Annotated in this window: 12 protein-coding genes; 2 read left to right on the top strand and 10 right to left on the bottom strand. The window is 67.8% G+C overall.

What is annotated here, in order from left to right:
- Positions 1-11: 11 nt before the first annotated feature.
- The 7 genes from BVG12_RS28165 to BVG12_RS28135 all read right to left on the bottom strand — a co-directional run bounded on the left by BVG12_RS28165 (position 12) and on the right by BVG12_RS28135 (position 12,225).
- The gene (locus BVG12_RS28165) at positions 12-2,093 is read right to left on the bottom strand and encodes a hybrid sensor histidine kinase/response regulator (protein ID WP_075795291.1); all 2,082 of its coding nucleotides are present in this window, start codon (positions 2,091-2,093) and stop codon (positions 12-14) included.
- A gap of 275 nt (positions 2,094-2,368) precedes the next feature.
- Positions 2,369-3,064, bottom strand: coding sequence for a response regulator transcription factor (locus BVG12_RS28160; RefSeq protein ID WP_075795290.1), 696 nt, complete (start codon positions 3,062-3,064; stop codon positions 2,369-2,371).
- Between the two features lie 62 nt (positions 3,065-3,126).
- Positions 3,127-7,371, bottom strand: a complete 4,245-nt coding sequence (locus BVG12_RS28155) for a hybrid sensor histidine kinase/response regulator (RefSeq protein WP_083685482.1) — start codon at positions 7,369-7,371, stop codon at positions 3,127-3,129.
- Positions 7,368-8,537 carry a patatin-like phospholipase family protein gene (locus BVG12_RS28150; RefSeq protein WP_075795289.1) on the bottom strand — a complete coding sequence of 390 codons (1,170 nt, stop codon included), beginning with the start codon at positions 8,535-8,537 and terminating at the stop codon, positions 7,368-7,370. The genes BVG12_RS28155 and BVG12_RS28150 overlap by 4 nt, the downstream gene beginning before the upstream one ends.
- A gap of 173 nt (positions 8,538-8,710) precedes the next feature.
- Entirely contained in the window at positions 8,711-10,504 is a 1,794-nt protein-coding gene (ggt, locus tag BVG12_RS28145; RefSeq protein ID WP_075795288.1) for a gamma-glutamyltransferase, read from the bottom strand.
- A 191-nt stretch (positions 10,505-10,695) separates the two neighbouring features.
- Entirely contained in the window at positions 10,696-11,460 is a 765-nt protein-coding gene (locus BVG12_RS28140; protein WP_075795287.1) for a 3-hydroxyacyl-CoA dehydrogenase, read from the bottom strand.
- Positions 11,461-11,562: 102 nt separating this feature from the next.
- Positions 11,563-12,225 (bottom strand): hypothetical protein, encoded by a 663-nt coding sequence (locus tag BVG12_RS28135; protein WP_075795286.1) that lies wholly within the window; start codon positions 12,223-12,225, stop codon positions 11,563-11,565.
- A 169-nt stretch (positions 12,226-12,394) separates the two neighbouring features.
- Here BVG12_RS28135 and BVG12_RS28130 point away from each other — a divergent pair, with 169 nt between their 5' ends.
- Positions 12,395-13,684, top strand: a complete 1,290-nt coding sequence (locus BVG12_RS28130; protein ID WP_218921092.1) for an acetyl-CoA hydrolase/transferase family protein — start codon at positions 12,395-12,397, stop codon at positions 13,682-13,684.
- A 49-nt stretch (positions 13,685-13,733) separates the two neighbouring features.
- Here the strand turns inward: BVG12_RS28130 and BVG12_RS28125 are convergent, their stop codons facing one another.
- The gene (locus tag BVG12_RS28125) at positions 13,734-13,928 is read right to left on the bottom strand and encodes a hypothetical protein (RefSeq protein ID WP_075795284.1); all 195 of its coding nucleotides are present in this window, start codon (positions 13,926-13,928) and stop codon (positions 13,734-13,736) included.
- 199 nt (positions 13,929-14,127) lie between these two features.
- Here BVG12_RS28125 and BVG12_RS28120 point away from each other — a divergent pair, with 199 nt between their 5' ends.
- A complete protein-coding gene (locus BVG12_RS28120) occupies positions 14,128-14,652 on the top strand; it encodes a DsbA family protein (RefSeq protein WP_075795283.1) in 525 nt (174 codons plus the stop codon).
- Here BVG12_RS28120 and BVG12_RS28115 read toward each other — a convergent pair.
- Positions 14,589-16,760: a sodium-translocating pyrophosphatase gene (locus BVG12_RS28115; protein ID WP_075795282.1), complete on the bottom strand. Its 2,172-nt coding sequence runs from the start codon at positions 16,758-16,760 to the stop codon at positions 14,589-14,591. The genes BVG12_RS28120 and BVG12_RS28115 overlap by 64 nt on opposite strands.
- Before the next feature lie 185 nt (positions 16,761-16,945).
- The gene (gene adk, locus BVG12_RS28110) at positions 16,946-17,602 is read right to left on the bottom strand and encodes an adenylate kinase (protein WP_075795281.1); all 657 of its coding nucleotides are present in this window, start codon (positions 17,600-17,602) and stop codon (positions 16,946-16,948) included.
- Positions 17,603-17,646 lie beyond the last annotated feature (44 nt).

Here is a 17,646-nt window from a genome sequence, read left to right as displayed (position 1 = left end):
GTAAACGGCGGTCAGGCGGCTTCGGCGCCCGTTTCCGTACCGACGCCCAGCGCCAGCATGTTACCGACCTTGTCCACGAGCGCATTCATGGCGAACGGCTTGGTCAGGATCTCCATCTGCGCCGGCAGCTTTTCGTTTTTCATGACGGTGCTTTCCGCGTAACCCGTCACCATCAGCACGGGCAGCTGGGGCCATTGCACGCGCACGTGGTCGGCCAGCTGGCGGCCGTTCATGCCGTTGGGCAGTCCGACGTCCGTCACGAGCATGTCCGGCCGCGTGTCCTGCAGCAGGCGCAGCGCCTGCGGGGCGTCGCAGGCGACGAGCACCGTGTAGCCCTGCAATTCCAGCACCTCGCTCATCACGGCGCGGATGTCGGCCTCGTCGTCGACGACCATCACGACGCCCTTGCGACTGCCGGCTTGCAGCGGCGGTTCCACGTCCGCGGGTTCCGCCGCCGGCGTCTCCACGAGGTGGCGCGGCAGCAGCAGGCGCACTTCCGTGCCCTGCCCGGGCCGCGATTCGATGCGCACGTTGCCGCCCGACTGGTGCGCGAAGCCGTACACCATCGACAGGCCCAGGCCCGTACCCTGCCCCATCGGTTTGGTCGTGAAGAACGGGTCGAACGCGCGCGCCACCACGTCCGGCGCCATGCCGGCCCCGTTGTCGCGCACGCTCACCTGCACGTATTCGCCGGGCCGCAGGTCGCCGTGGCGGCGCGCCTGGGCGGGCGTGAGCGTCACGTTCTCCGTCTCGATGATGAGCAGGCCGCCTTCCGGCATGGCGTCGCGCGCATTGTTCGCGAGATTCAATAAGGCGGACTCGAGCTGGTTCGGATCGCACAGCGTCATCCACAATGCGGCCGCGAGACGGGTGCGCACGCCGATCGCCGGACCGGCCGCGCGTTCGATCAGGTCCGTCATCGACATCACGAGCGCGTTGACGCTGGTCGGCTTCGGGTCGAGCGCCTGGCGGCGCGAGAACGCGAGCAGGCGGTGCGTGAGCGCGGCCGCGCGCTGCGTCACGCCGAGGGCGGCGTCGATGCGCGTCGGCAGGTCGCCCGTCTGCCCCATGCGCAGGCGCAGCTTCATGAGTTCCAAATGGCCCGTCACGCCCGCCAGCATATTGTTGAAATCGTGCGCGAGACCGCCCGTCAGCTGGCCCACGGCTTCCATCTTCTGCGACTGGCGCAGCGCTTCCTCGGCCTGGCGCAGCGCGTCGGCCTGGTGCTTTTCCGCCGTGATGTCGCGCGCGACGCCGTACAGCAGTTCGCCTTCCGGGGAGATCGTCCAGGACACCCAGCGGTAGGAGCCGTCCTTGTGCCGGATCCTTATTTCGTAGCCGACGAGCGGCGTGCCGGCGGCCAGCAGTTGCGTCTTCGCCAGCACGTCGTCCTGGTCTTCCCAATACACCATCTCCATGAACGGACGCGTCGTCGCTTCCTCGGCAGTCCAGCCGAAGGACGCGGTGAACGCCGGGTTCACGGAGAGGAAGCGTCCCGTCGCCAGCGAGGCCGAGCACATCACGTCGGGCGAGATGCGCCACAGCCGTTCGCGGTCGCTCGCGTGCGGCGCGACCTGGTGCGCCAGCGCCTCGTTCAGGCGGCGCAGCGTGTCTTCCTTCTGGCGCAGCTTAGCTAGCGCGCGCATCTTGTCCGTCGTCTCGAGGACCGTGCACAGGATGCCGCCGACGGTGCCGTCGTCGTCGCGCACGGGACTGTACGAGAACGTGAACCAGCGCTGCGCGACCTGCACGTCCTCGTGGTACGTGGCTTCGCCGGCATAGGCCTTCATGGCGATCGGTCCGACGGTGTCCCACGCTTCCGACCAGACCGCGCGGAACGGCAGGCCCAGCGCGGCCTTGTCGCCGAGCAGCGGCGTGTAGGCGTCGTTGTGGAAACTGATCAGCTCGGCGCCCCAGCACAGCAACGAGGGGAACCGCGAATTCAGCGTCAGGCCCAGTGCCGTGCGCAGCGCGGCCGGCCAACCCTCGATGGGGCCGAGCTTCGTCGCGCGCCAGTCATGGCCGGCGATGCGCGCGGCCATCTGGCCGCCGCCGGTAAGAAAAGTCAGGCTGGGGGAAACCGTGGTCTTCATAGTCATCGCTCATGCAATCCCTGGTCAATGCTCCATCCCGACAGTCTGCGCTGCCGTGCAAAGTCGACTATTTTAATGACAAGCTCACGACGGACGGCGCGCGCTTGGCGCGGTCCGTACGGGCAAAAAGGACGCCCGTAAAGTTGCCGTTCTGCCTGGGATTTGCTGCATGCCGGCCACGGCAAAGGATCAGTATGCCGGATTCCGTCACCGTGTGGTGGGTAGATTTACAACATTTTTATGACAATTTTTCTCTATTTCCAATAGGAAAAAAGTCACATGGCGAGATGCCTGGTGGCATCGGTCTGACGCAGGACGGCACGGTGCGCCGCCTCCAGTTCGCGCGCGAGACCGGCGTCGTCCGGGGCCGAGCGCAAGGCGTCGAAGCCGGCCGCGGCGCCGTGCAGGCCGAGCGTGCGGCAGCCCTCGCACAGGCGCGCGAGATAGGCGCGTGCGACATCGATCTGGCTGGTCGCCAGCAGCGCGGCGAGATCCGTGCCGGCGCTGACCAGCTGGCGCTGCAGGCCGCCGAGGTACAGCAGCAAGCGCGTGGCGTCGATGCCGAGGCGGCGCAGCGTGGCTGCGGGCTGTTCGTCGGCCGCGCGCATCAACGGGGTCAGGTGCATGCCGACACGCGCGCTGTCGAAGGGCTTGACGATGTAGCCGGCCGCGCCGAGATTCAGCGCCTGCTCCATCGTCGCGCTGTCGGCGGCGGCCGAGACGAGGACGAACGGCAGGCCGGCGAAGCGTGCGTCGGCCTTCACGCGGGCCAGCAGCTCCATGCCGGACACGCGCGGCATGCGCAGGTCGCAGAACACGATCGTCGGGTCCGCGCCGCCGTCCAGCTGGTTCCAGGCGTCGGCGCCGTCTTCCGCTTCCAGCACATCGAACACGCCGCTGGCCGCGCTGTCGATCATGTGCATCAGCATCATGCGCGACACCACGTCATCGTCGACAATCAATACCTTCATCCCTGCCCCATGTGTCGCAATTGTTAAATGGAAATTATACAGATATCCAGGGTGCGCACGATTCAAGCAGTTTCGGCCTCGAAGCGGGCCAGCAGGTCCAACAGGCGCGGCAGGCCGGCGCGCACGGCGTCGAGCTGGCCCGTGTCGGCCAGGCCCTCGAGTTCCGCGCAGACCTCGCGCAGCCGCGACTCGTCCAGGTAGCCGGCGCTGCCCTTCAGGCCGTGCAGGACGCGCCCGGCCGTGTCGCGGTCGCCCTGCTCCAGGGCGGTATCCAGCTCGGCGCGGCGGCGCGGCAGGTCGGCGAGGAAGGCGCTGCGCAGCCGTTCCTTGAAGTCGCCCGCGCGCCGGCCGGCGTTCTGCGCCGCCGCGGCCTGCTCCGCGTGTCCGGTCTGCACGTCGAACATGGCATCCAGTTCGGCCGTCGACGGCGTGCGCGCGGCCGGCTCCGGCATCGGCGCGAGTTCGATGCCGCGCTGCAGCTGGCGCTCGATGGCGCGCGTGATGTGGTAGTGCAGCTGGGCGTCGTCGATCGGCTTGGTGATGAAGGCATCCATGCCGCACGCCAGGTAGCGCGAGCGGTCTTCCTCGCTGACGTTGGCGGTGAGCGCGACGATCATCAGGTGCTGGTCGAGCACGGGCGACTCGATCGGGCCGCCGGCGCGGATCAGGCGCGTGGCCGTCGCGCCGTCCATCTCGGGCATGCGGCCGTCCATCAGGATCAGGTCGTAGCGCGTGCGCGCGCAGGCCATCACGGCCAGCAGGCCGTTCTCGACCACGTCGACCTGGTGGCCCAGTTCTTCCAGCATCATGCGCACGATGATCTGGTTGGTCGGATAGTCTTCCGCGCACAGCACGCGCAGGCGGTGCGTGTGCGGCGCGCGCGGCTGGTCGACGACGACCGGGGGCTCGACGCCGTCCGCCAGCGGCAGCACGAAGCTGAACGTGGAACCGACGCCCGGCGTGCTCGCCACGCCGATCGTGCCGCCCATCAGCTCGACGAGCTGGCGGCAGATCGCCAGGCCCAGGCCCGTGCCGCCGTAGCGGCGCGTCGTCGTCGCGTCGGCCTGTTCGAATTTCTGGAACAGGCGCGGCAAGGCCTCCGGCGCGATGCCGATACCCGTGTCTTGCACCGAAAAGCGGATCATGTTGCGCCCCGCGCGGTCGTACTGGTCTTCGGGACGGCGCTCGACGCGCACGGTGACGGACCCGCTTTCCGTGAACTTGAAGGCGTTGCCGACGAGGTTCACGAGCACCTGGCGCAGCCGCGTCGGGTCGCCCACGACGAAGCGCGGCAGGTCCGGAGCGAGCTGCACGCCGAAGCCCACGCTGTGAGCGCCGGCCTGCTCCTCGAACAGGGTGGCCACGTTCCCGATGTTCTCGTCGAGGACGAAGTCGATGTTCTCGATGGTCAGCTTGCCCGCCTCGATCTTGGAAAAGTCGAGCAGGTCGTTGATGATCGCCAGCAGCGATTGCGCATTGGCCTGGCCGCGCAGGATCTGTTCGCGCGTCGACTCGCGCAAGGCCGTGTCGCGCAGCGCGAACCCGAGCATGCCGATCACGCCGGCCAGCGGCGTGCGCATTTCGTGGCTCATATTGGCCAGGAATTCGGACTTCTGGCGCGTAGCGTCTTCCGCGCGCTGCTTGGCCTGGTACAGCCGCTCCTCGTTTTCCTGCAGCGCGTCGTTGGCGAGCGCCAGCTCGTTCGTGCGGCGCCGCACCTGCCGTTCCTGTTCACGCAGTTCTTCCGTCTGGCGTTCGAGCAGGCGGTTCTGCTGCTCGATGCGTTCCGTGCGCGCGCTGACCTGCTGTTCCAGCATGGCCTTCTGGCGGCGCAGGACGTCCACGCGGATGCGGTAGGCGCCGTAGCCGCAGCCGATCACGACCAGCGCGCACAAGGTGCGGAACCACCACGTCTTCCAGTACGGCGGCAGGACCGTTATCTCCAGCGTGGCGGCCGCATCGCTCCAGACGCCGTCCTTGTTCGCGGCCCGCACCTGGAAGGTATACGTCCCTGGATCGAGGTTCGTGTAGGTGGCGAAGCGCTTGCCGGCGTCGACGCCGATCCAGTCCTGGTCGAAGCCGACCAGGCGGTAGGCGAAGCGGTTGCGGCTCGGCGCGGCGAAGTGCAGCGCCGAGAATTCCAGCGAGAACACGGAATCCTGCGGCGTGAGCGTGATGCCGGACAGGCGTTCGATGGGCCCCGGCAGCATGCCCGGGTGAACGTCCTGCCACGGCTGGCCGAAGATCTGCAGGCCCGTGATGACGGCGCGCGGCGCGATCAGGTTGTCGTGCAGCGCACGCGGATTGAACGCCGTGATGCCGTTGTTGCCCCCGAAGTAAAGCGTGCCGTCGGCCACGCGCAGCGCGGACGCGTCGAAGTAGGCGCCTTCGATCGTGCCGTCCGTCGCGTTGTAGTTGCGCCAGGCGCCGCTGGCCGGATCGAGCCGGTGCAGGCCGCTTGAACTCGACACCCAGATGAAGCCGTCGAGGTCTTCCTGCATCGCGGCCACGACGTCGTCGGCCATGCCGTCGCGCACGGTGTAGCGCTGGAAGCGCGGCGTGCCGTCGGCGCCGATCACCATGCGGTTCAGGCCCACGGCCGTGCCGACCCACAGGTCGCCCTTGCGATCCTCCAGCAGATAGTGCACCTCATCGTGCGAGATGCTGGTCGGATCGTCCGGGTCGTGGCGGAAGTGGCGGAACTTGCCGGTCGCGCGGTCGAGCAGGTCGAGGCCGTCGAACGTGCCGATCCAGAAGCGGCCATGGCGGTCTTCCAGCATCGGGCGCACGATGTTGTCGGCCAGGCTCGCGCCCACGACCGGATCGTGCTGGTACGTGGTCTGCTTGCCGTCGGGGGCGATGCGGTGCAGGCCGCCGCGGCTCGCGGCCCACACCGTGCCGTCGCGCGTGACGTGCACGTTGCGCACATAGTTCGCGTCGACGTCGTCCGCGGACAGCGTCTGGCGCGTCATCTTCCCCGTTTTCGGCTCGAAGCGCGCCAGGCCGTTGCGCGTGCCGATCCACACGATGCCGTCGCGGCCGAGCGCCACCGACGTCGCCATCGCGTCGCCGGAGAGCCCCGCCTCGACGGGCGCGAGGCGCCACGCGCGGTCCGCGCCCGTTCCCGGATCGAACAGGTGCAGGCCGCCGTTCGTCGCGAGCCACAGCTTGCCACCGCCTTCGCCGACGATGCCCCGCACCTTGTTGTCTTCCAGCGAAATCGGCGTGTCGTCGCCGCGCACGATGCGCGCGAAGCCGCCGCTCCCCATGTCCGCGCGCGACACGCCGCCATACCACGTGCCGACCCAGAACGTGCCCACGCGGTCGCCGTACATCGCCGTGACCTGGTTGTCGCCCAGGCTGTAGCTGTCGGTGATGCGGTGCGGATGCCGTTCGAACTTGTCCTGCGCGGGCAGCCAGCGGTACAGGCCGCGGTCGTGCGAACCGACCCACACCTGGCGTTCGGCATCCTCGTACAACACGCTGATCTCGCCGGGCGGCATGCCGTCGTCGATGCCGAACGTGCGCACGTCGCCCTTCTGGCCGAGCGGCAGGCGTTCCAGGCCGCCCATGCTGCCGACCCACAGGCCCTGCCCTGCATCGACCATCAGCGCCTGCACGAAGTCGTACTTGCCGCCGCGCGGCGACGGGTGGTGGCGGAAATGCATGCGCTCCGGATCGAGGCTGTCCAGGCCCGCCGAGGTGCCGATCCACAGGTGGCCGTCGCGCCCGCGCGCGAGGGCCGTCAGCTTGTCCGACGCGAGGCTGTTCGGCACGCCCGGCACGTGATGCCACGTGTCGAACCGGCCGCTGGCGATGTCGAAGTGCTGCAAGCCGTCCGCCGTCGCCAACCACAGGCCGTCCTTGCCGTCATCGAGGATGGCGCGGATGTGGCGGTTGCCGTTGCCCCGCTTGGCCGGTTCGTCCGGCAGGAAGTGACTGAACGTGCCGGTGGCGGGTTCGTAGCGATCGAGGCCGCCGTCCGTGCCGATCCACAGCCGGCCCTTGCGGTCGACGTACAGCACGCGCACCCAGTTGTTGGCGAGCGTTTTCGGGTCGCCGACGACGTTGCGGAAATTCGTGAAGCGGTAGCCGTCGTAGCGCGACAGGCCGGACTGCGTGCCGAACCACATGAAGCCGTCCGGATCCTGGACGATGGACAGCACGGATTCCTGCGCCAGGCCGTCGTCCACGGACAGGTGCTCGAAGCGCAGGGTCGGCGTCGGCGCGGCCTGGGCGCATCCCAGCCACAACAACGTCCACGAAAGCACCAGCAGCGCAAGTAGAGAGAACAGCCGTCGTCTCATGCTTCGAAAAACTCCAGTACATCGTGGCGCCGGGCATAGGTGTCGCGCTGGCCCAATGCCATCAGTTCGCGCGTGTAGCCGCCCTCGAACAGCAGATAGGACGCGAGCGCCGCGCCGCGCGTCTCGGTCGCGCCGATCCCGCCGAGCAAGGTGCGCACGGGCACCGGCAGGCTGGCCGCGTGGCGCGCCGCGATGTCGTCCAGGCGTTCCGACGGCACGATGGCGAGCAGTTCGATGCGGCGCAGCGGCGTCTTGGCGAGCAGCTCGTCCGGCACCATGGCCAGCGTCGCGTTGACGCGCTGCAGGCGCTCGATGTCCATCGCGAGGCCGTCGAGGAAGATCGACGACAGCGCGTGCCCGGCGATCTGCGCCACGCTCGGATAACGCACGCGTGCCGGCAGGTGGTTCACGGTCTCGTTCATGCGTCCCGCCCCCACGACGAGCACGCGGTGCGCGCCCAGGTGGATCGCGGGCGCGATCGGCGCCAGCTGGCGCATCGAGCCGTCGCCGCAGAATTCCATGTGGCCGTCCAGGTACAAAGGCACGGCCGGGAAGATGAACGGCAGCGCGCTCGACGCGAGCAGGTGATCGACGCCGATCTGCCCCGCGAGGGCCACGCGCTGGTGGCGCTTCCACGGCGCGATCTCGCGTTCGCTCTGGTAGAACGTGACGTGCTGGCCGCCGCTGTACGACGACGCGGTGACGGCCAGCGCCTCCAGGCACCCGCTGGCCAGCGCCGCGTCCAGGCGCGGCAGGTCGAGCATGCGGTGCAGGAGGCCGACGAGCGGCGTGTTGTCGAGCAGCGAAGTCGGTGGCGCCGCATGCCACTGGCGCAGCATCCAGCCGAACGACAGCAACGACAGCCAGCGCGCCCCGGAGCGCAGCACGCCGATCGAATCGGCGCGATAGACCTGCGCCACGTTGATGCCCTCCCACACGTGCGCCAGGTGGCCGACGGCGTCGCCGAAATCGTCCGCGCGGCAGGCCAGCGCGGCGGCGTTCAGCGCCCCGGCCGACGTGCCGCAGATGATCTCGAACGGGTTGCGCGCGGCGGGCCAGCCCGCCTCCCCCAGGATGCGGGAGATTGCTTGCATCACCCCAGCCTGGTAAGCCGCGCGCGCGCCGCCTCCGCTGAGGATTAACCCCGTTTTACGTTCAATGTCCACACGGCAAGATTAGCAAAGTCTGCCGGGCTTGCGTTGAATAAATAGCTTCTCGACAAATACTTCATTGATAGTTCGTTGTATTCGAGGCGTAGGATGGGCACGCGCGGGGTATGCGGCGTGCCGGCGTCACGCATGGGCACGTGTCATTTGAGGCCCCGGCCTCGAATGCCCACCTACTCGCCTTTTGCCATGCCTTCGCGGCGGGGATCGGCACCGCCGAACCACAGCGGTACGCCATGGATGTCCATCCGTGCAATCCCCTGCAGGCCGGAGGTCTGGTCGAACACGCGCACCGTGTGCCCGCGCGCCTTGAGCGCCTCGATTTCGGAAGCCGGGAAGCGTCCCGTCTCCAGCTCGGTCGGGCCGTTGCGGCTGCCGAAGTTGGGCAGGGAGATCGCCTGCTGCATGTCGAGTCCCCAGTCGAGCGTGCCGACGAGGACCTTCGCCACATAGTTGATGATGAGGGGGCCGCCCGGCGAGCCGACGGCTTCCACGAATTTACCGGTCTTCTTGTCGAACACGATCGTCGGGCTCATCGCGCTGCGCGGGCGCTTGCCCGGTTCGACGCGGTTGGCGACCGGACCGCTGGCGTCGCGCGAATCGAACGAAAAGTCCGTCAGCTGATTGTTGAGGATGAAGCCGTCGACCATCTGGCGCGATCCGAACGCGTCCTCGACGCTCGTCGTCATCGACAGGCCGGCGCCGTACGGATCGACGGCGACGATGTGCGACGTCGAATGCGCCTCGATCGAATTGTCCAGGCCCCAGTTCCACGCCATCTCGACACCCGGCGGACGGCCCGCTTCCGCCTTGCCCATCGAACGCTCCTTGACCAGGCCCGCGCGCTGCGTCAGATACCCTTTGTCGAGCAGCGCGGAGATGCCGCGGCCGGGCAGCGGGACGAAATCGGTGTCGGCGGCGTAGCGGTCGCGGTCCGCGTACGCGAGGCGGCCCACTTCCGAGAACAGGTGCACGGCCTCCGTGCCCGGGATGCCGTTGGTCGGCGCCAGCGCTTTCATGTCGCGTGTCTCGAACATGCCGAGCATCTGCGCCACGGCGATGCCCCCCGACGACGGCGGCGGCATGCCGCACACGGTGTAGGCGCGGTAGTCGTTGCAGACGGGCTCGCGCAGCTTCGGCTGGTACGCGGCGATGTCGGCGGCGCTCAAGAGGCCCGGATTGGTCGGATGGCTCTTGACCTTCGCTTCGATGTCGCGTGCGATCCGGCCCGTATAAAACACCTCGGCGCCGCCGTCCGCGAGTTCGTGCAGCGTGCGCGCCAGCGCGGGATTCTTGAGGATGTGGCCGACGGGCCAGGGGTTGCCGTCCGGCGCATAGAAATAGGCGCGCGCCGTCGGATCGTTGCGGATGTAGCGGTCCTCGGCGAGCAGGCTGTGCAGGCGCGGGCTGACGGCGAAGCCCTGTTCCGACAGGCGGATCGCCGGCTGGAACAAGGCCTTCCACGGCAGCTTGCCATGCTGGCGGTGCGCCAGCGCGAGCATGCGCAGCACGCCCGGCGCGCCCGTCGAGCGGCCGCCGACAATACCCTCGGTGCGCGACATCGGCGTGCCGTCCGGATGCTGGAACAGATGCTCGTCCGCCTTCGACGGCGCCGTCTCGCGGCCGTCATAGGCCTGCACCTTCTTGCCGTCGTAATACATCAGGAACGCGCCGCCGCCGATGCCGGACGATTGCGGCTCGACGAGCGTGAGCGCCAGCTGCGTCGCGATCGCCGCGTCGATTGCCGTCCCGCCCTGCTTCAGCATCTCGTAGCCCGCCTCGACGGCCAGCGGATTGGCGGCCGCCACCATGTATTTGCGGGCGGTCCAGCCAGCCTTCTCGGTGTAGTCGCTGGCGGCCTCCGGGGCCCGCTGCAGGGACGACGCGTCCTGGGCGAACGCGACGATGGGGTTGAGGGCGGCGGTAAACACACCGCCCAGGGCAAGGGCGAGCAACTTCGACTTCATACGACTCTCCGAAAATAACAAACGCGCGGCAGCCGGCCGCGCGCCTGAAGACAAACGCGGGGCAGCCGGCCGCGCGCCCGAAGACAAACGCGCGGCAACAGACCGCGCGCCCGAAGACGAACGCGGGGCAGCAGCCCGCGCGTCAGAAACCTGAAGCATCGTACCCGAAATTGCTTAACCGCTCACCTTGCTTATTTCGGCTGCATACGGATCGCGCCATCCAGGCGGATCGTCTCGCCGTTCAGCATGACGTTTTCGATGATGGTCTTGGCCAGGTGCGCGTACTCGCGCGGCATGCCGAGGCGCGGCGGGAACGGCACCATCTTGCCCAGCGAATCGCGCACTTCCTGCGGCATGCCCATCAGCATGGGCGTCTCGAAGATGCCCGGCGCGATCGTCATCACGCGGATGCCGCTGCGCGACAGGTCGCGTGCCATCGGCAAGGTCATGCCCGCCACGCCCGCCTTCGACGCGCCGTAGGCGGCCTGGCCGATCTGGCCGTCGAACGCGGCGACGGACGCCGTGTTGATGATCACGCCGCGCTCGCCGTGCTCCAGCGCGTCTTCCTTGCCCATCGCATCCGCGGCCAGGCGGCACATATTGAAAGTGCCGACGAGGTTGATGTTGATGGCGCGCTGGAAGGCGTCCAGCGGGTGCGGGCCGTCCTTGCCGACCGTCTTGATGGCCGGCGCGACGCCGGCGCAGTTGACGAGGCCGCGCAGGCTGCCCAGTTCGAGCGCCGCGGCGACGACGGCCTGGCCGTCCGCCTCCGACGTCACGTCGCACTTCACGAACCTTGCCGCGCTGCCCAGTTCGGCGGCAAGCGCCGCGCCCGCTTCCTGCTGGACGTCGGCCAGCACGACCTTGCCGCCCGCCTCGACGATGGCGCGCGCCGTGGCCGCACCCAGGCCCGAAGCGCCGCCCGTCACGATGAACACATTATTCTGGATTTGCATTTGTCTCCCCTTCGCTGGTCTGGTGGATATTGCCTTGCCGTTTACGTAAACGTCAACCAGCGGATTTTAGCGGGCTTTCGGCGGAAACGCCATGCGGGCACATCAAAAACACTGGACGGTGGTCCCGGTCCGGGCGCACGCGCGGCCGCCGCTGCCGACGCCCGCATTGCCGCTGCCGTTGAACGTATTGCCGGCCGCGTCCGTGCAGACGATGCCCTGGCAGGCGCGGATGACGCTGGAGCTGGGCACCGTCGGCTGGGGCGCCGGCAGCGGAGGCGGGATCGGCACGGCGGCCGTTGCCGGCGGCGTCTCGCCGGCGCGCAGCGGACGCGGCGCCATCGGCCCCTCCCCCTGCCAAGCCTGGTGGCGGCGCGCGGCGCGGCGGCGCAGCTCTTCGCGCCGCTTGTCGGTTAGTTGCTTTTCCGGCTGCCGCGCCTGTTGCGGCGGGGTCTGGCGGGCCAGCGTGTCGGTCTCGTCGCGGACCTCGGCCGGGTCCTTGCGGACCGCATCGCCGTTCTGCTGGCCGCGCGGATTCAAGACCGGGCCGTAGCTCAGCGCAGGCCTGCCGGCGGCCGCATCGGACTGCGCGGCGCGCGCCGGCTGCGCCGTGCCCGCCTCGTCGGCCACGGTGGCGTCGCGGTTCGCCTGGTCCGTGCGTTGGGTCTGGCGCTGCGTGGCTGCATCCTGCGCGCGCGTCTGCGCCATGCAGGGCCAGGCCAGCACGATGCAAGCGGCCAGCGCGGCCGCCGGTAAATATCGTCCCATGATCGTCGCTCCTTGTCGTTCCATTATCGGCCGCGCCGCGTCCGCCCGGCGCGCCGCTGTGCATCAAGCCGGCGTCAGGTGCGCGTCAGTTTCCTCCGCCACGCTGTTAAGCTGCCAAGGTGCATGTTTTTCACACAAAAAAACGACGATAGGAGACGCCATGCAGACGATGCAGGAGATGTACCGCGCCAAACGCGGCAGTGCCTTCGATGCCCTCAACCACGTGCGCGACGGCGACATGATCGTCGTGCCGACCGGTGTCGGCGAACCGCCCACCCTGCTGCACGCCTTGTCGGACGAATGCCGGGGCTTTCACGACGTCCAGGTGGCGCAGATCCTCGCCATGCGCAAGTACGGCTATTTCGCCCAAGAATGCCGGCCGCACGTACGCCATGCGGCTCTGTTCTTCGGCGGCGCGTCGCGCGCCGGCGGCCAGGGCGGCTGGTGCGATTTCATCCCGAATTACTTTTCCGAAATCCCGACGCTGATCGAACGGGGCCTGATGCCGGCCGACGTCGTGTTCGCGATGGCCTCGCCGATGAGCACCTCCGGCCACTTCGCCCTCAGCCTCGGCACCGACTACACGATGGCCGCCGTGGCGAAGGCGCGCGCCGTCATCTTGGAAGTGAATCCGCACGTGCCGTTCACGCACGGCCAGTGCCATGTGCACATTTCTCAGGTCACGGCGCTGGTCGAAAGCGAAGACCCGATCATGGAAGTGGGCCTGCCGCACATCGGCCCTGTGCAGGAGGCGATCGGCCGTCTCGTCGCGGAGCACATCGAGGACGGTTCCACCTTGCAGATCGGCTACGGCGGCATTCCGGACGCCGTCGTCATGCAGCTGACCGACAAGCACGATCTCGGCATCCACACGGAGATGATCGGCGACGGCATCTTGAAACTCGTGGAAGCCGGCGCCGTCACGAACCGCAGGAAGACGCTCATGCCGGGCAAGATGGTGGCGACGTTCGCGCTCGGTTCGCGCCGTCTGTACGACTTCATGCACCACAATCCGATGCTGGAGATGCATCCGTCGAATTTCACCAACGACCCGTACATCGCGGGGCAGAACGACAAGCTCGTGTCGATCAACGCCAGCCTGCAGGTCGACCTGCTCGGCCAGTGCGGCAGCGAAAGCATCGGCCACCTCCCCTATTCCGGCACGGGCGGCCAGGTGGATTTCGTGCGCGCCGCGAACCGCTCGCGCGGCGGCAAATCGTTCATCGTGCTGCCGTCGACGGCGAAGGACGGCACCGTCTCGCGCATCGTGCCGACGCTGTCGCCCGGCACGCACGCCACCACGAGCAAGAACGACGTCAACTACGTCGTCACGGAATGGGGCGTGGCGCAGTTACGGGGCAAGTCGGCCAAGCAGCGCGCACAGGCGCTGATCGCCATCGCGCATCCGGACTTCCGGCCCTGGCTGCGCGAAGAAGCCGACCGGATGTGCGTCTTTTGAATGAAAAACGGGACCCGCAGGTCCCGTTGGTGTGGTTGACGCTACGTCGTCAGCCGCGCGTGTCGTTCATGGCGCCACGTGCGCGGTCGGCGCCGTGCGCGCCGGCCATGCCGTAGACCAGCAGGGCGCGCTGCAGCTCGGCACGATCGGCGCCGTCGGTCTGCTGCACGCCGTCCTGGGGGACGTTGGTGGGATCAAGGCCGGGGGCGTCGGGCACGCCCTTTCTTCCGAGATTGCTCGTCATGGTTTTCTCCATTTGGTTAGTAAGCTGGCGCAGCTTGTTCAATAAACCAAGCCGCTCATGGCGCTACTGTACCGCAACGGAGGCTATCGCGTCGCCATCTGTTTTGTTTTTACACCCATCTTCTTGCCGGGTGAAAATTTACTACACGAGTGCGCGCGCCATGCCATCATGGTGCCCATGACGCGACCAGGAGACATCGATGAAACGACATGACGAGATCGGGAACGACGAACACGTGCGCGGCCCGGCGGATGCCGCGCTGACGGTGATCGAATATGCCGACTTCCAGTGCCCGTACAGCGCACGCGCCCACCTCGCGCTGCGCGACCTGGACGGGCGCTTCGGCGGCATCCGCCTGGTCTTCCGCCACTTGCCGCTGGCGCACCTGCACCCGCTGGCCGAGCTGGCGGCGGAAGCGACCGAAGCCGCCGCCAGCCAGGGGCGGTTCTGGGACATGCACGACCTGCTGTTCGACCGGCAGCGCCATGTCCGCGACGAACAGGACTTCGCCGTGCTGGCGGAGCGCCTGGACCTCGACATCGAACGCTTCCGCGCCGAGATGCTGGAGCGCCGCCACCGCCCGCGCGTACAGGCGGATGCCGAACGCGCCCACCGCGACGGCGCGAGCCGCACCCCGACCTTCACCATCAACGGCCTGCGCTACCGCGGCGACTCGGACCGGGCGTCGCTGGAAAGCGCGCTCAGCGAAGCGCTGGGACGCTGAACCTGCTTAGCCGGCACTTGCGCCGTCGCGGCCGGCTTTGCGTACAAGGCCTGCGGCGCCGACACCGCGAGCCAGCCGCCCGCCGGCAGCAGCGGCACGAGTAGCAGCGCCACGATGTTAATGATCTTGATGAGCGGATTCACGGCCGGCCCCGCCGTGTCCTTGTACGGATCGCCCACCGTGTCGCCCGTGACGGCGGCTTTGTGCGCGTCGGAGCCCTTGCCGCCGTAGTGGTTGTCCTCGATGTATTTCTTGGCGTTGTCCCAGGCGCCGCCGCCCGTCGTCATCGAGATCGCCACGAACAGCCCCGTGACGATCGTGCCCATCAGCATGCCGCCCAGCGCCGCCGGCCCCAGCAGCATGCCGACGAGGATCGGCACGATCACGGGCAGCAGCGACGGCAGCACCATCTCGCGGATGGCGGAGGCCGTGAGCATGTCGACGGCCTTGTCGTATTCCGGCTTGCCGGTGCCCGCCATGATGCCGACGATGTCGCGGAACTGGCGCCGCACCTCGATCACGACGGCGCCCGCCGCCCGCCCCACCGCTTCCATCGCCAGCGCCCCGAACAGGTAGGGCACGAGGCCGCCGATGAACAAGCCCACGATCACCATCGGGTTCGACAGGTCGAACGCAAGGCGCGTGCCGTGCGCTTCCAGCGCATGCGTGTAGTCGGCGAACAGCACGAGCGCGGCCAGGCCCGCCGAACCGATCGCATAGCCCTTCGTGACCGCCTTCGTCGTGTTGCCGACCGCATCCAGCGGATCGGTGACGGCGCGCACCTGGTCGGGCATGCCGCTCATCTCGGCGATGCCGCCGGCGTTGTCCGTGATCGGGCCGTAGGCATCGAGCGCGACGATGATGCCGGCCATCGACAGCATCGCCGTGGCGGCGATGGCGATGCCGTACAGGCCGCCCAGCTCGAACGCGATGAGGATCGCAGCGCACACGACGAGCACGGGATAGGCCGTCGACTTCATCGACACGCCCAGCCCTGCGATGATGTTGGTGCCGTGGCCCGTCGTCGACGCTTCGGCGATGTGGCGCACGGGGCTGAATTCCGTGGCCGTGTAGTACTCGGTGATATAGACCATCAGGCCCGTGAGCGCGATGCCGACCGTGGCGCAGCCCAGCATGCGCCAGCGCATGGCGTCGTCCGGCCAGACGAGCCACGTGACGACGGCGAACCCGATCAGCGACAGCGCCGCGGACCACCACAGGCCCGTGTACAGCGCGTACATGATCTTGTGCCCGGGATGGTTCTTCACGAGGGAGCAGCCGACGATGGACGCGATGATGGACACGCCGCCCAGCAGCAGCGGATACGCCGTCCCGGTGCCGCCCATCCCCGGCAGCATCAGCGCGCCGAGGAGCATCGTGGCGACGAGCGTGACGACATAGGTTTCGAACAAATCGGCCGCCATGCCGGCGCAATCGCCGACGTTGTCGCCCACATTGTCGGCGATGACGGCGGGATTGCGCGGGTCGTCCTCGGGAATGCCGGCCTCCACCTTGCCGACGAGGTCGGCGCCGACGTCCGCGCCCTTCGTGAAGATGCCGCCGCCCAGGCGCGCGAAGATCGAGATCAAGGAGGCGCCGAACGCGAGTCCGACGAGCGGCTGGATGACGTCATGCGTCGACAGCGCGGCATCCGCGCGGATGACGAGGAACCAGTAGAACAGCGCGACGCCCAGGAGGCCCAGGCCGACGACGAGCATGCCCGTGATGGCCCCGCCGCGGAAGGCGACGTTCAGCGCCTCGTCGAGTCCCTTGGACGCCGCCTGCGCGGTGCGCACGTTGGCGCGCACGGAGACGTTCATGCCGATGAAGCCGCAGGCCCCGGACAGCAGCGCGCCGGCCAGGAAGCCGGCCGCGGTGGCGGGACCAAGCAGTAGAAAGATGGCGATCAGCAGGACAACGCCGACGATCGCGATGGTCCGGTACTGGCGCGCCAGGTAGGCGGATGCCCCCTGCTGGATGGCCAGCGAGATTTCCTGCATGCGGCCGTTGCCGGGGTCCTGAAGCAGGACCCATCGGCGCGACCACAAGCCGTAAAATACCGCGATGACGCCGCACGCGACGGCGAAGATGAGCTGCGCGGATGCCATGTCGTCCCCCCTCGTTCTTCGATCAAACAACCACAGTCGAAGGCCGTCATGCGATGTCCGCTGGAGCGGCCTGCCTTGCTGCATTCGCCGCACGAACAGTGCGACAAAACTTTGATCTAAAAACCTGGACGGATGGCATTAGTCATCCGGAGCCAAAAAGAGCGGCTTGCGCCGCCCTGGAATGCTCAGCCTGCGAGTGCCGCGAAAGCGGCGTCCCGTACCTGCTCGACCGGTCCGACACCCGAAATCTTGCGATACTTGGGTGCGCCCGGCAGGCCCGATTCCGCCCACTTGTTGTAGTAGCCGAGGAGGACTTCGGTCTGGTTATGGTACACGGCCAGGCGTTTCTTGACCGTTTCTTCCGTGTCGTCGTCGCGCTGGACCAGCGGTTCGCCCGTGACGTCGTCCTTGCCTTCGACTTTCGGCGGGTTGAACTTGATGTGGTACACGCGGCCCGAGGCCGGATGGGTGCGGCGGCCGCTCATGCGCTCGACGATCAGCTCGTCGGGCACGTCGATTTCCAGCACGTAGTCGATCTTGACACCGCTGTCCTTCATGGCATCCGCCTGCGCGATGGTGCGCGGGAAGCCGTCGAACAGGTAGCCGTTGGCGCAATCCGCTTCCTTCAGGCGCTCCTTCACCAGGCCGATGATGATGTCGTCCGACACCAGCTGGCCAGCATCCATCACTTTTTTCGCAGCCAGGCCCAGCTCGGTGCCGGCCTTGATGGCCGCACGCAGCATGTCGCCGGTGGAAATCTGAGGAATGTTGTATTTTTCTTTGATGAAGTTTGCCTGGGTGCCTTTACCGGCGCCGGGGGCTCCTAACAGAATGAGACGCATGAAGGATTCCTAAAGATATCTAATAATTTTTTTGACGCAGTTAT

The sequence above is a fragment of the Massilia putida genome (assembly GCF_001941825.1).
In the GTDB taxonomy this organism is placed as follows: Bacteria; Pseudomonadota; Gammaproteobacteria; order Burkholderiales; family Burkholderiaceae_D; genus Telluria; species Telluria putida.
The sequence above is the reverse complement of the archived record's forward strand: the minus strand, read 5'-3'. Positions and strand labels throughout refer to the sequence as shown.

Excerpts from the sequence above, each read along its gene's own strand:
- BVG12_RS28165 (WP_075795291.1), bottom strand. The coding sequence starts at position 2,093 with ATGAAGACCACGGTTTCCCCCAGCCTGACTTTTCTTACCGGCGGCGGC.
- BVG12_RS28135 (WP_075795286.1), bottom strand. The coding sequence starts at position 12,225 with ATGGGACGATATTTACCGGCGGCCGCGCTGGCCGCTTGCATCGTGCTG.
- BVG12_RS28130 (WP_218921092.1), top strand. The coding sequence starts at position 12,395 with ATGCAGGAGATGTACCGCGCCAAACGCGGCAGTGCCTTCGATGCCCTC.
- BVG12_RS28115 (WP_075795282.1), bottom strand. The coding sequence starts at position 16,760 with ATGGCATCCGCGCAGCTCATCTTCGCCGTCGCGTGCGGCGTCATCGCG.
- BVG12_RS28160 (WP_075795290.1), bottom strand. The coding sequence starts at position 3,064 with ATGAAGGTATTGATTGTCGACGATGACGTGGTGTCGCGCATGATGCTG.
- BVG12_RS28155 (WP_083685482.1), bottom strand. The coding sequence starts at position 7,371 with ATGAGACGACGGCTGTTCTCTCTACTTGCGCTGCTGGTGCTTTCGTGG.
- BVG12_RS28125 (WP_075795284.1), bottom strand. The coding sequence starts at position 13,928 with ATGACGAGCAATCTCGGAAGAAAGGGCGTGCCCGACGCCCCCGGCCTT.
- ggt (WP_075795288.1), bottom strand. The coding sequence starts at position 10,504 with ATGAAGTCGAAGTTGCTCGCCCTTGCCCTGGGCGGTGTGTTTACCGCC.
- BVG12_RS28120 (WP_075795283.1), top strand. The coding sequence starts at position 14,128 with ATGAAACGACATGACGAGATCGGGAACGACGAACACGTGCGCGGCCCG.
- adk (WP_075795281.1), bottom strand. The coding sequence starts at position 17,602 with ATGCGTCTCATTCTGTTAGGAGCCCCCGGCGCCGGTAAAGGCACCCAG.
- BVG12_RS28140 (WP_075795287.1), bottom strand. The coding sequence starts at position 11,460 with ATGCAAATCCAGAATAATGTGTTCATCGTGACGGGCGGCGCTTCGGGC.